The 12,770-nt window shown below is 60.7% G+C and carries 12 protein-coding genes; 8 read left to right on the forward strand and 4 right to left on the reverse strand.

Annotated features, from left to right (window positions below; genetic code table 11):
- The first annotated feature begins 50 nt into the window (after positions 1-50).
- The 7 genes from ACMYSN_RS22520 to menE all read left to right on the forward strand — a co-directional run bounded on the left by ACMYSN_RS22520 (position 51) and on the right by menE (position 7,680).
- Positions 51-512: a GNAT family N-acetyltransferase gene (locus ACMYSN_RS22520; RefSeq protein ID WP_123755223.1), complete on the forward strand. Its 462-nt coding sequence runs from the start codon at positions 51-53 to the stop codon at positions 510-512.
- A gap of 163 nt (positions 513-675) precedes the next feature.
- On the forward strand, positions 676-1,971 hold the full coding sequence (gene menF / locus ACMYSN_RS22525) for an isochorismate synthase MenF (RefSeq protein ID WP_462496220.1): 1,296 nt from the start codon (positions 676-678) through the stop codon (positions 1,969-1,971).
- 76 nt (positions 1,972-2,047) lie between these two features.
- Entirely contained in the window at positions 2,048-3,718 is a 1,671-nt protein-coding gene (menD, locus tag ACMYSN_RS22530; protein ID WP_462496221.1) for a 2-succinyl-5-enolpyruvyl-6-hydroxy-3-cyclohexene-1-carboxylate synthase, read from the forward strand.
- Positions 3,715-4,473: a 2-succinyl-6-hydroxy-2,4-cyclohexadiene-1-carboxylate synthase gene (gene menH / locus ACMYSN_RS22535; RefSeq protein ID WP_462496222.1), complete on the forward strand. Its 759-nt coding sequence runs from the start codon at positions 3,715-3,717 to the stop codon at positions 4,471-4,473. Before menD ends, menH begins: the two co-directional genes overlap by 4 nt.
- A 14-nt stretch (positions 4,474-4,487) precedes the next feature.
- A complete protein-coding gene (gene menB, locus ACMYSN_RS22540) occupies positions 4,488-5,345 on the forward strand; it encodes a 1,4-dihydroxy-2-naphthoyl-CoA synthase (protein WP_123755219.1) in 858 nt (285 codons plus the stop codon).
- Complete coding sequence (gene menC / locus ACMYSN_RS22545) at positions 5,345-6,310, forward strand: o-succinylbenzoate synthase (RefSeq protein WP_462496223.1); 966 nt, start codon at positions 5,345-5,347, stop codon at positions 6,308-6,310. The genes menB and menC overlap by 1 nt, the downstream gene beginning before the upstream one ends.
- Positions 6,307-7,680, forward strand: a complete 1,374-nt coding sequence (gene menE / locus ACMYSN_RS22550; protein WP_462496224.1) for a 2-succinylbenzoate--CoA ligase — start codon at positions 6,307-6,309, stop codon at positions 7,678-7,680. Before menC ends, menE begins: the two co-directional genes overlap by 4 nt.
- Here menE and ACMYSN_RS22555 read toward each other — a convergent pair.
- The 3 genes from ACMYSN_RS22555 to ACMYSN_RS22565 are packed head-to-tail and all read right to left on the reverse strand — an operon-like array spanning position 7,677 to position 10,633.
- Positions 7,677-9,194, reverse strand: a complete 1,518-nt coding sequence (locus ACMYSN_RS22555) for a tripartite tricarboxylate transporter permease (RefSeq protein ID WP_123755216.1) — start codon at positions 9,192-9,194, stop codon at positions 7,677-7,679. The genes menE and ACMYSN_RS22555 overlap by 4 nt on opposite strands.
- Before the next feature lie 11 nt (positions 9,195-9,205).
- Positions 9,206-9,637, reverse strand: coding sequence for a tripartite tricarboxylate transporter TctB family protein (locus ACMYSN_RS22560; RefSeq protein WP_462496225.1), 432 nt, complete (start codon positions 9,635-9,637; stop codon positions 9,206-9,208).
- A 15-nt stretch (positions 9,638-9,652) separates the two neighbouring features.
- A complete protein-coding gene (locus ACMYSN_RS22565) occupies positions 9,653-10,633 on the reverse strand; it encodes a Bug family tripartite tricarboxylate transporter substrate binding protein (protein WP_123755214.1) in 981 nt (326 codons plus the stop codon).
- A gap of 423 nt (positions 10,634-11,056) precedes the next feature.
- Here ACMYSN_RS22565 and ACMYSN_RS22570 point away from each other — a divergent pair, with 423 nt between their 5' ends.
- The gene (locus ACMYSN_RS22570; protein ID WP_462496226.1) at positions 11,057-12,088 is read left to right on the forward strand and encodes a linear amide C-N hydrolase; all 1,032 of its coding nucleotides are present in this window, start codon (positions 11,057-11,059) and stop codon (positions 12,086-12,088) included.
- A gap of 31 nt (positions 12,089-12,119) precedes the next feature.
- Here the strand turns inward: ACMYSN_RS22570 and ACMYSN_RS22575 are convergent, their stop codons facing one another.
- On the reverse strand, positions 12,120-12,659 hold the full coding sequence (locus ACMYSN_RS22575) for a TetR/AcrR family transcriptional regulator (RefSeq protein WP_462496227.1): 540 nt from the start codon (positions 12,657-12,659) through the stop codon (positions 12,120-12,122).
- Between the last annotated feature and the right edge of the window lie 111 nt (positions 12,660-12,770).

A 12,770-nucleotide genomic window follows, 5' to 3' on the forward strand; every position in this document is an offset into this window, starting at 1 on the left:
TCCAGTGTCCTCAGGGCCGGGTGAAAAACTCAAGTATACAGGAGCAGTTGATGATTACATGGCAGGATCTTCACCACGCAGAGTTGACCGTTCCACAGCTGTACGCCTTGCTGAAGCTGCGTTGTGAGGTGTTTGTCGTTGAGCAAACTTGCCCCTATCTGGATGTCGACGGGGACGATTTGGTCGGTGAAAACCGCCATCTTCTTGCCTGGCGGGGCGATGAGCTGCTGGCCTACGCGCGGATCCTGAAAAGCGACGATGAATTTGACCCGGTGGTGATTGGCCGGGTCATCGTCAGTTCGGCGGCGCGCGGCGAGAAACTGGGCAATCAGTTGATGCAGCGGGCTGTGGCGAGCTGCCAGCAGCACTGGCCGCAAAAAGCGATCTACCTCGGCGCCCAGGCACACCTGCAGAATTTCTATGCCAGCTTCGGTTTTCAGCCGGTGACAGAAGTGTACGACGAAGACGGTATTCCCCATATTGGTATGGCCCGCGAAGCCAGCGCCGGGTAAACGAATTCGCGTAATCGTTTAAAGAATCTATACTTTTTCACCTTCAGCCTGCCAGCTTTGCTGGCAGCGCCGCCCGGCGTAAAAGCCGCTCCCTCATTATGGGTACTGCAATTTCAGGCTAGTACCCCGTATAATCTGTGGTTTTTATTCTGTGGAGGTTTGCGTGCTGTCTGTTTCCACTGCGCTGGAACGCTTACGTGGCTGTCTGACCGACGATTTCCCGACGTCACCCGGCATGCGAGTTTTTACTCTGGCTTTCCCGCTTGATGATGCCTTTGACCCGCTGCTGTGGTGCGGTCATCAGGCGCAGTGGCCGCAATTCTACTGGCAGCAGCGTTCGGGCGATGAAGAGTTGGCCGCCCTTGGGGCGGTAAAAACCTTCACCTCGCTGAGCCAGGCCCATCAGTTTTTGCAGGAGCAGGCCCCTGAGGATCTGCGTATTTGCGGCCTTAATACGTTCAATCCGCAGGAGGGCAGCCTGTTTCTGCCGCGGCTGGAGTGGCGACGGGTTGCAGGCAAAGCGACTCTGCGCCTGCTGTTGTGGAGCGATGTCTCACTGCACGAAGAGGCCCGCGTGGCCCGCGACTTTCTTGCCACTTTAACTCCCGATCAGGCGTCGCCCGCGACGTTACCCGCGGTACTCCACGAACAGCATTTCCCTGACTATCCACAATGGTGTGCCTTGATTAGCCAGGCAAGCGCGGCAATCGCCGTCGGAGAGATGGAGAAAGTGGTGCTGGCGCGCGCCACGGATCTGCAGTTTGCCGCCCCGGTCGATCCGCTGGCGGTGGTCGCCGCCAGCCGACGTAGCAATCATCACTGTTTTCATTTCATGATGGCTTTTAGCGCTCAGCAGGCTTTCTTTGGCTCCACGCCGGAACGGCTGTGGCGTCGGCGCGGGACGCAGCTGCGCACTGAAGCCCTGGCCGGGACCGTCGCCAGCCATGCCGACGATCGGCAGGCGCAAGGGTTGGCCGACTGGTTAATGAAAGATGATAAAAACCAGCGTGAAAATATGCTGGTGGTGGAGGACATCTGCCAGCGTATGCAGGATGAGGTGTGCTCGCTGGACGTTCTGCCGCCGCAGGTGATACGTCTGCGCAATGTACAGCATCTGCGCCGCTGCATTTGGGGCGAACTGCAGCAACCTGACGATGCCCGCTGCCTGCATCAGCTGCAGCCAACCGCCGCGGTCGCCGGATTACCGCGCCGGGCGGCACTGGATTTTCTTACTCGTCACGAACCTTTCAGGCGTCAATGGTACGCCGGCTCCGCAGGCTATCTGTCGCGGGCGCAAAGCGAATTCTGCGTGGCCCTGCGTTCAGCGCAGGTCGACAACGCCACCCTCCGGTTGTATGCCGGTGCCGGGATTGTCAGCGGCTCCGATCCGCAGCAGGAGTGGCAGGAAATCGAGAATAAGGCAGCAGGACTGCGTTCGTTATTACTGATAAAAACGTAGATAAACGACCCATATCAATACTCCATTGCTTTGTATTACCTATACTTATCCTCATTATTTGATACCGGACAATTTCATGTCAGTAAGCGCATTTAACCGACGCTGGGCGGCGGTGATCCTCGAAGCATTAACCCGCCACGGCGTGCAGCATATCTGCATTGCGCCTGGTTCGCGCTCGACACCCTTAACCCTGGCCGCGGCGGCCAACCGCGCATTGATCCCCCACACCCATTTCGATGAGCGCGGGCTGGGTCATCTGGCACTGGGACTGGCAAAAGCCAGCCGTCAGCCGGTGGCGGTGATTGTCACCTCCGGCACGGCAACGGCCAATCTCTACCCGGCGTTGATTGAAGCCGGGTTGACCGGTGAAAAACTGATTTTACTGACCGCTGACCGCCCTCCGGAGCTGATTGACTGCGGCGCCAACCAGGCGATCCGCCAGCCGGGGATGTTTGCTTCCCATCCGTCGCAGACGCTGTCGCTGCCGCGCCCGTCGCAGGATATTCCAGCCCGCTGGCTGGTCTCGACGATTGATCAGGCGCTGGGTGAGCTGCACACCGGCGGTGTCCATATCAACTGTCCGTTCGCCGAACCGCTGTACGGTGATATGGACGAGACCGGCGTGGCGTGGCAGCAGCAACTTGGTAGCTGGTGGCAGAGCGATAAACCCTGGCTGCGGCAGTCGCTGCAGCTGGAAAGCGAGAAGCAACGCGACTGGTTCTTCTGGCGGCAAAAGCGCGGCGTGGTCGTCGCCGGTCGCATGAGCGCCAGCGAAGGAGTGAAAGTGGCGGCGTGGGCCAAAACCCTCGGCTGGCCGCTGATTGGCGACGTACTGTCGCAAACCGGGCAGCCGCTGCCCTGCGCCGATCTATGGCTGGGGAACGGCAACGCGGTCAGCGAACTGCAGCAGGCGCAAATCGTGGTCCAACTGGGCAGCAGCCTGACCGGTAAACGGCTGCTGCAGTGGCAGGCGACCTGTGAACCTGACGAATACTGGGTGGTGGATAATCTGCCCGGACGACTGGATCCGGCTCATCACCGTGGCCGTCGTCTGGTATGCGCGGTGGATCGGTGGCTGGATCTGCATCCGGCGGAAAGCCGTCAGCCGTGGGCAACAATTATCCCGACGCTCTCCCGCCAGGCCTGGCAGGCCGCAGTTGACAATAGCGAGACCTTTGGTGAAGCCCAGCTGGCTCACAGGATCGCGCGCTACCTTCCGGAACAGGGGCAGTTGTTTGTTGGCAACAGCCTGGTGGTGCGCTTGATTGATGCGCTGTCGCAGCTTCCGGCAGGTTATCCGGTCTATAGCAATCGCGGGGCCAGCGGTATCGATGGTCTGCTGGCGACGGCGGCTGGTGTCCAGCGGGCCAGCGCGCGTCCTCTACTTGCGATCGTCGGCGATCTCTCGGCGCTCTACGATCTGAACTCGCTGGCGCTGCTGCGTCAGGCCTCCGCGCCGCTGGTGCTGATGGTGGTTAACAACAACGGCGGGCAGATATTTTCTCTGCTACCGACGCCGCAGGATGAACGACGCCAGTTTTATCTGATGCCGCAGGAGGTGAATTTCGACCATGCGGCGGCCATGTTTGGCCTCAATTACCATCGCCCGACAAGCTGGGAGGCGCTGGAAGCGGTGCTGGCCGGCGCATGGCGACAGCCAGGTGCTACGGTTGTCGAGCTGGTGGTGGAAGAAACCCAGGGGACACAGACGTTGCAAGCGCTGCTGGCGCAGGTCAGCCGCCTGTGACGCTGCATGCCGTGTGCCAACAAGGTCAGGCGGGTTATCCCTGGCTGGTCTTTTTGCACGGTTTTTCCGGCGACTGCCGGGAGTGGCAAACGGTGGGCCAGCGGTTCGCGGCCTGGCCCCGGCTGTATCTTGACCTGCCGGGCCACGGCGGCTCGCGGGAGGTGGCGGTCAGCGGTTTTGCTGATGTCTGCCAGCTGCTGGAGCAGACCCTCGCGCACCATCAGGTGCAGGATTACTGGCTGATTGGCTACTCGCTGGGCGGACGTATCGCAATGGTCTTTGCCAGCCAGCCGCGACACGGGCTGCGCGGGCTGGTGGTGGAGGGCGGCCATCCCGGATTACAGGATGACCACCAACGTCACCAACGCTATCAGGCCGACAGCGCCTGGGCAGCGCGCTTTCGCCAGCAGCCGCTCGCCGAAGTCTTTGCCGACTGGTATCAACAGCCGGTGTTCGCCTCTCTGAGCGCTACCCAGCGCCAGGCGCTGGTGACGCTGCGTAGCCACAACAGCGGTGAGAATCTCGCCGCGATGCTGGAGGCCACTTCTCTGGCCGTGCAGCCGGACCTGCGTGCAGCTCTGCACACCCGACGCTACGCTTTTCATTATCTTTGCGGCGAATACGACGCCAAATTTCGCGCCCTCGCGAGTGACACGGGGGCAACGACGCATATTATCGATCATGCCGGACATAACGCGCATCGGGACAACCCCGCTGCAGTCGCCGCTTGTCTGGCGCAGCTATTAACGAATTAACCAAAGGACATCCTATGCTCTCTCTTGATGAAGCCATGCTGTACGCCCCTGTGGAATGGCACGATTGCTCCGAAGGCTACACCGACATTCGCTACCAGAAATCGACGGACGGGATTGCCAAAATCACCATCAACCGCCCGGAAGTACGCAACGCGTTCCGTCCGCTGACGGTGAAAGAGATGATTCATGCGCTATCCGACGCCCGCTATGACGACAATATTGGCGTCATCATCCTGACCGGCGAAGGCGATAAAGCGTTCTGCGCCGGCGGTGACCAGAAAGTGCGCGGCGATTACGGCGGCTACCAGGATGACTCCGGGGTGCATCACCTCAACGTGCTCGACTTCCAGCGTCAAATCCGTACCTGCCCGAAACCGATTGTGGCGATGGTCGCCGGGTTCTCCATCGGTGGCGGCCACGTGCTGCACATGATGTGTGACCTGACGATTGCCGCAGAGAATGCCATTTTCGGCCAGACCGGCCCTAAAGTCGGCTCGTTCGACGGCGGCTGGGGCGCATCCTATATGGCGCGGATCGTCGGGCAGAAAAAAGCGCGGGAAATCTGGTTCCTGTGCCGTCAGTACGACGCTCAGCAGGCGCTAGACATGGGGCTGGTCAACACCGTGGTTCCGCTGGCAGATCTGGAAAAAGAGACCGTCCGCTGGTGCCGCGAAATGCTGCAAAACAGCCCGATGGCGCTGCGTTGCCTGAAGGCGGCCCTGAACGCAGACTGCGACGGTCAGGCGGGTCTGCAGGAGCTGGCGGGCAATGCCACCATGCTGTTCTATATGACTGAAGAAGGTCAGGAAGGGCGCAACGCCTTTAATCAGAAGCGTCAGCCGGACTTCAGCAAATTTAAACGGAATCCATAATGCGTCAGGCGCAGGTTTACCGCTGGCAGGTACCGATGGACGCGGGTGTGGTGCTGCGCGAACGGCGGTTAAAAACTCGCGATGGGCTGTTCATTCGTCTGCAGGAGGGTGAACGCACGGGCTGGGGTGAAATTGCGCCGCTGCCGGGGTTTAGTCATGAGTCGCTGGAAGCGGCGGAATCTGCGCTGCTGACGTGGGCGCAAGCCTGGCGACGGGGCGAGGAGATCGCCGGGCCATCGCTGCCTTCCGTGGCTTTCGGCGTCAGCTGTGCGCTGGCAGAGCTGAACGATGAGCTGCCGACGTCGGCGGATTATCGTGCGGTGCCGCTATGTAGCGGTGACCCGGATGAGCTGTTCGCCAGGCTGGCGAGCCTGCCCGGCGAAAAAGTGGCGAAGGTTAAGGTCGGGCTGTATGAGGCGGTCCGTGATGGCATGGTGGTGAACCTGCTGCTGGAGGCGATCCCCGAGCTGACGCTGCGTCTCGACGCCAACCGTGCCTGGACGCCGCTGAAAGCGCAACAGTTCGCCAAATACGTCAACCCGGACTATCGCCAGCGTATCGCCTTCCTCGAAGAACCCTGTAAAACCCGTGACGACTCGCGGGCTTTTGCCGCCGAAACTGGTATTGCCATTGCCTGGGACGAAAGTCTGCGTGAAGCCGATTTTCGTTTTCAGGCGGAGCCAGGGGTGCGTGCGCTGGTGATCAAGCCCACGCTGACCGGCAGCCTGCAGAAGGTGCAGGAACAGGTGGCGGCCGCCCACGCGCTGGGGCTAACGGCGGTGATCAGTTCATCGATCGAGTCGAGCCTCGGGCTGTCGCAGCTGGCGCGGATTGCCGCCTGGCTAACGCCGCAGACCATCCCCGGCCTCGACACCCTGGCGCTGATGCGCGCCCAGCTAATTCGCCCCTGGCCGGACAGCCCGCTGCCTTGCCTGGGCCTGGACGAACTGGAGCCGTTGCTGTGACCTTTAGCGACTGTCCGTGGCGGCACTGGCGCCAGCTGCGTGGCGACGCGCCGGCGCTGCGTTTACACCACCGTATCCTGAGCTGGCATCAGCTGTGCGCCGAGATCGATACGCTGGCATCGGGGTTTCGCGAACAAGGGGTGAGCGAAGGCGATGGGGTGCTGCTGCGGGCCTACAATCAACCCGCCACCGTGCTGGCGTGGCTGGCGCTGCTCCAGTGCGGCGCCCGGGTGCTGCCCCTCAACCCTCAACTGCCCGCTTCACTGCTTGCGGCGCTATTGCCGTCTCTGAACCTCCGTCACGCGCTGGTGCTGAACGGCGAGCCGATGGACCATGGTTATCCGTTGCTGGCGCTGCAACGCGCGGTGGGGGAGTACGCGCTACCGTGGCGCGAAGAACGGCTGGCATCGATGACGCTGACCTCCGGTTCCACCGGATTGCCGAAGGCGGCGGTACACACATATCACGCACACCTTGCCAGCGCGCAGGGGGTGCTGGCGATGATCCCGCTGGCGGCGGACGATGACTGGCTGCTGTCGCTGCCGTTGTTTCACGTCTCCGGCCAGGGCATTGTCTGGCGCTGGCTGCTGGCGGGGGCCCGCCTGACGGTGGCGGAGAAACAGCCGCTGGAGCAGGCGCTGCAGGGCTGTAGCCACGCCTCGCTGGTGCCAACGCAGCTGTGGCGACTGCTCAAGAGCGAAGCCGAGGTGTCCCTGAAAGCGGTGCTGCTGGGCGGAGCGGCGATCCCGGTGGCGCTGACCACCGAGGCCCGCGCCAGAGGGATCCGCTGCTGGTGCGGCTACGGCCTGACCGAGTTTGCCTCGACGGTGTGTGGCAAAGAGGCTGACGGCGCACCTGATGTCGGCCAACCGTTGCCCGGCCGGGCGCTGAAAATCGTCGACGGTGAAGTGTGGCTACGCGGCGATAGCCTGGCCTCCGGCTACTGGCGTGACGGCGAGATGCTGCCGCTACTCAACGACGCCGGGTGGTTTGCTACCCGCGACCGTGGTGAGCTACACAACGGCAGGCTCACTATTCTGGGTCGCATGGATAATCTCTTTTTCAGCGCTGGCGAAGGCATTCAGCCTGAAGAGGTAGAGCGGACGATCGTGGCCCATCCGCAGGTGCAGCAGGTGTTTATCGTGCCGCTGGATGACGTTGAATTTGGTCAACGGCCGGTCGCGGTGGTGGAGTGTGATGTCGGGTGCGATATGGCCACGCTGGCGGCCTGGTCCCAGGATAAGCTGGCGCGTTTTCAGCAGCCGGTACGTTGGCTGACGCTGCCGGAATCGTTAAAAACCGGCGGGATTAAAATCTCCCGCCGGGCGTTACGTGATTGGGTTAATACCGCTGGGCGCGAACCCGATTAGGCCTGATTCGCCTCGGCGCGGCGCTGGCGCTGCTTGCGTAAATAGCGCAGCACCGGGGGAACGATAATCACGGCGATGGCGAGGAACAGCAGGGTTTTAGTGACGCCGCTTCCCCACAAGATCCCGAGGTTGCCGTTGCTGATGGACAGCGCGCGGCGCAGGTTTTGCTCGAGCATTTCTCCCAGCACGAAACCTAAAATCAGCGGAGACATCGGGAAATGCATCTTACGTAGGATGTAACCGAGTACGCCCAGTCCGACCATCAGCAGTAAATCGAAGGTGGTGCTGTGAACGGCGTACACCCCGACGGCGGATACTGCGGCAATCGCCGGCACCAGGAACCACAGCGGGATCGTCAGCATCCGGGTAAACAGGCCAATCAGCGGAATGTTCATGATCAGCAGCATCACGTTGGCGATCAGCAGCGCCGCGATCAATCCCCAGACGATATCCGGCTGTTCGGTAAACATCGCCGGACCCGGCGTGATGTTGTACAGCGTCAGCGCGCCCATCATTACCGCCGTGGTGCCGGAACCGGGAACCCCGAGGGTCAGCATCGGGATAAAGGAGCCGCAGGCGGAGGCGTTGTTGGCCGCTTCAGGAGCCGCGACGCCACGAATATCGCCCTTGCCGAAGTTGTCGCTGTTACCGCTGAGCTTTTTCTCGGTCATATAGGTGATGGCGCTGGCAATCGTCGCTCCGGCGCCGGGCAGGATGCCGACGAAGAAGCCCACGACCGAGGAACGCAACGTCGCCCCGACGCACTGACCGGCTTCTTTGGCATTAAACAGCATGCGCCCGGTTTTACGTACCAGCGTCTGACCGCCGCTGGTGCTTTCCAGCATCAGCAGGATTTCAGATACTGAGAACAGCCCGATGACCACCACGATAAACTGCACGCCATCGGAGAGGTGGACGCTGTCGAAGGTGAAACGGTAGACGCCGGTATTGGCATCCACGCCCACCGTCGCCAGGCCTAAGCCAATTAACGCGGCGAGGAACGACTTCAGCGGGTTCTGCGCCATCATGCTGCCCAGGCAGGCGATAGCGAACACCATCAAGGCAAAGTACTCTGCCGGGCCAAATGCCAGCGACCACTGGGCCAGCACCGGCGCGAACAGAATGATGCCGCCAATGGCGATTAACGAGCCGACGAACGAGCTGACCGCCGAGATCGACAGCGCCACGCCACCGCGCCCTTGTTGCGCCATCGGATAGCCATCCAGCGCGGTCATGATCGCGGCGGCGTCGCCGGGCACATTGAGCAGGATTGACGAGATACGCCCGCCGTACTCGCAGCCAATATAGACCGTGGCCAGCAGGATCAGGGCCGATTCCGCGGGGAGATGTAAGGCAAACGCCAGCGGCAGCAGGATCGCCACGCCGTTAATCGGCCCCAGCCCCGGCAACAGGCCGACAATGGTCCCCACGAAACAGCCGATCAGGGCAATCATCAGGTTCGTTGGCGTCATCGCCACGGCGAAGCCCTGTGAAAGATAAATCCAGGTATCCATAAACTTCTCCGTTAACTTAACCAGACGCCAAGCGGCAGGGTGACATCAAGCAGGGTGTCAAAGGCGTACCATAAGGCGATACCCATCACCGCGCCGGCAACGGCAGTCGCACGGAGCGTGGCGCCAAACAGCAGGCCGATAACGGCGGTTAATAGCGCGGTGGCAAGCGGAAAACCGAGCCATTCAAAGCCCCACGCGTAGAGCATCAGCACCACCACCATGGTCAACAGACGCTGCAATACCAGGCGTCCGGGCCAGGCCACCACATCCGGACGGCGCAACAGCAGCAGCACTGAGCACAGCAACATCAGGCCGATAATCCCCACCGGGAACGGGCGGGGGCCAACGGGCTCATAGGAGTACTCACTGTGAATCTGCCAGGCGATGAACATCCCGCCTATGCATAGCAGCAGCCAGATCCCGGCAAAAATACGATCGCTCATGGCAACCCCCGTAGATTATTTCGCCAGGCCGAAGGCTTTGGCCTGCTCGCGATAGTCGTTGACCTGCTTCTTCACGTAACTATCCAGTTCTTTGCCGTTCATGTTGAATTCAAACAGGCCGCGCAGTTCACGCTGTTTTTTGAACTCTTCGGTTTGCTGGAGCTTCGCGAATTCATCGACCCACCACTGGTAGTCGGCATCGCTGACTTTCGGGCCGACGTAAAAGCCGCGGATAATTGGCCACACCAGGTCGTAGCCCTGCTCTTTGGCGGTCGGGACGTTGGCCAGCGCACCGGGTAAGCGCTCGCTGGAGAAGACCGCCAGGACGCGGATTTTATTGCCCTGCAGGTACGGCACCATTTCGCTCAGATCGCCAGACACCGCCTGCACGTGATTACCCAGCAGGGCGGTCACCGGCTCACCGCCGCCTTCAAATGCGACGTAGCGCATTTTGTGGGGATCGACATTGGCCTTTTGCGCCATCAGCGCGGCTTTCATCCAGTCCTGGCTGCCAATAGAAGCACCGGCACCGATGACGATACTGGCTGGGTCTTTCTCCATGGCGGCGAGAAACGACGGTAAATCTTTCCACGGCGAGTCGGCGCGCACGGCAATCATGCCGTAGTCGGTGCCGACGCTGGCCAGCCAGCGCACATCGTCGACGCCATAGCGGCCAAATTTGCCTTGCGAGAGGTTGAGTAATGAACCGCCAGAGAAGGCCACCACGGTGCCCGGTTCGCCGGGACGCTGCGCGACAATGGCGTTATAGGCCACCGCGCCGACGCCGCCGGGCATGTAGGTGACGCGCATCGGTTTTTTGATGGTGCCGGTTTCCATCAGGCTGACCTGAATCAACTTGCAGGTCAGGTCAAAGCCGCCGCCCGGTTTGGCGGGAGCAATACACTCGGTACGAGACGGTGCTTCAACCGCCCAGGCTGAAGCGGTACAGAGGCATAACGCAAGCGCGCTAAGATGGCGAAGGAGTGGTCTGTTCATAAGCTTCCTCAATCGGGTGCAGGGTCTGTTTATTGTGGTTATGTGAACCAATATCGAGTGACTTGGTTGCGCAATTGTTAAATCAAAAACCTTTCATTTCCCTTTCAATGGCGGCGCAACTTTGCAGGATGTGATAGACCTCTCCAAATTGGATTAGCGGCAAGGGGATAACGTGATCATTGACGTGTCTGGGGTGACGCGTAGCGTGAAAAAAATAATGGGGTCTGCGTTGGCCCCGTTATTTAGCGGTATGATGTGAAAAAGCGAGAAAGTGAACCGGTGAATATCGATGTCAGATTAATTAGTGGGATCATGCAATCATATTAGTACTCAACGTCGTCTTACTGAACCGCGCTGGTGGCGCGGGCGAGGCTGGCAGCAAGACGCAGTGTTCGACAGACCAAATGAACAGAGGGGAAGACAATGTGCACACGGGTTATCTGGCCTGACGCCAATGGTGCGGTGATTGTTGGGCGTAATATGGATTTTCATAAAGATCTGCTGACCAATTTATGGACGCAACCGCGCGGGATCTCTCGTGACGATGGTGTACAGGGGACGCTGAAGTGGACCTCGAAATATGGCAGCCTGGTGGCGACCGCGTTTGACATGATTTCGGTCGACGGGGTGAATGAGCAGGGGCTGGCCGGGCACGTCTTATGGCTGGCGGAATCTGACTATGGTACCCCCGATCCGACACGCACGCAGTTGAGCCAGGCGGTGTGGCTGCAGTACTTCCTCGACAACTTCACCACGGTGGGCGATGCCGTCGCCTGGATCGACACCTCCGATGTTCAGGTGGTACAGCTGGCGGATCCCACCGGCGGGCACCCGCCGGCTATCCACCTCGCGCTCGATGATGCCACCGGAGATTCATGCATCATTGAGTACAGCGGCGGGAAGGCTAGCGTCTACCACAGCCCGGATTACCGGGTGATGACCAACTCGCCGACCTACGACCGCCAGCTTGAACTGGTCAAAACGATTGACGGGCTGGGTGGTGACAGGCCACTTCCGGGTTCTACGCTGGCGAGCGACCGCTTTGCCCGCGCCAGTTACTACGTCAGCCGGCTGAGCCAGCCGCAGACCCAGGTGCAGGCCATCGCGGCAATGTTCAGCGTCATTCGCAATGCGGCGCAGCCGTTTCGCATCCCGGATCCCGGCAAACCGGATGCCTCTCAGACCCTGTGGCAGACGGTGATTGACTTGACCAGAAAACGCTTTGTTTTCGAGTCCACCACCCGCCCGAACATTGTCTGGGTCGACCTTGAGAAGCTGAATTTTGCCGAAGGAGCGCCTCAGATGAAGCTCAACCTGGTCGATGACCTGGCGGTTGAGCAGGGGATCGCCGGAGAGGTCAGCCAGAAATTCACCTCCGGCGCGACGCTGACCTTCCTGACGCTTGAGATGGAAAAACAGATGCTGGCAGCGGCGCACCGAGGGGCCGGGCAGTAGCGCGTTTTTTGTCGCCGCCTGAGCCGCGAGATTACGGGGCGGCGGCCAGACGACGGGCGGCCTCGATCACCGATGCGCGCCGTCTGGCATGTTCTGCTGCGTCGTCACTGCCGGTAAACATGCGCGCCACCTGCGGCACCGCCGACCACCATCCCGCCAGCGCCAGTATCAGAAACGCCAGATGGTCTGGCGCCAGCGCCTGGGTGAGCGCGCCCCGGCTCTGAGCGTCTGCTACTGCCTGAATCTTGTCGCTGTAATACTCCCGCCGCTGCGCTTCGTCCGGCACTTCGCCATCAAACGTTAACCCTTCCCAACGCATCAACCGGCTTAACTCTGGATGCTCACGGTGATAGTCGTAGGCGCGCCCGGCGTAATCGCCAATGTCGTCGGCGGCTAAGGCATCAATGGGGACCGCCTGTGCCACTTTAGCCAGTTCGCTGCGCAGCACGGCGGTAAATAACCCACGCTTGTCGCCGAAATAGTTGTAGACACGTTCTTTGTTGGCTCCCGCCGATTTGGCGATCTTCTCCACCGTGGTGCCATCCGGGCCAAAGCGGGCAAACTCGCTCACAGCCGCTGCCAGAATCCTGCGTTTTGTCCCTTCGGTATCCCATGCCATGGCGTCTGTTGTCCTCGCTGTTTTTACGTTGTGCTCAGCGCTAAAGCATACTAGGATAAACTC

The organism is Klebsiella sp. R445, from assembly GCF_051131755.1.
Classification (GTDB): Bacteria; Pseudomonadota; Gammaproteobacteria; order Enterobacterales; family Enterobacteriaceae; genus Klebsiella; species Klebsiella lignicola.

Coding starts and splice junctions, on each gene's coding strand:
- ACMYSN_RS22520 (WP_123755223.1), top strand. CDS start 51: ATGATTACATGGCAGGATCTTCACCACGCAGAGTTGACCGTTCCACAG.
- menD (WP_462496221.1), top strand. CDS start 2,048: ATGTCAGTAAGCGCATTTAACCGACGCTGGGCGGCGGTGATCCTCGAA.
- menB (WP_123755219.1), top strand. CDS start 4,488: ATGCTCTCTCTTGATGAAGCCATGCTGTACGCCCCTGTGGAATGGCAC.
- menC (WP_462496223.1), top strand. CDS start 5,345: ATGCGTCAGGCGCAGGTTTACCGCTGGCAGGTACCGATGGACGCGGGT.
- ACMYSN_RS22555 (WP_123755216.1), bottom strand. CDS start 9,194: ATGGATACCTGGATTTATCTTTCACAGGGCTTCGCCGTGGCGATGACG.
- ACMYSN_RS22560 (WP_462496225.1), bottom strand. CDS start 9,637: ATGAGCGATCGTATTTTTGCCGGGATCTGGCTGCTGCTATGCATAGGC.
- ACMYSN_RS22565 (WP_123755214.1), bottom strand. CDS start 10,633: ATGAACAGACCACTCCTTCGCCATCTTAGCGCGCTTGCGTTATGCCTC.
- ACMYSN_RS22570 (WP_462496226.1), top strand. CDS start 11,057: ATGTGCACACGGGTTATCTGGCCTGACGCCAATGGTGCGGTGATTGTT.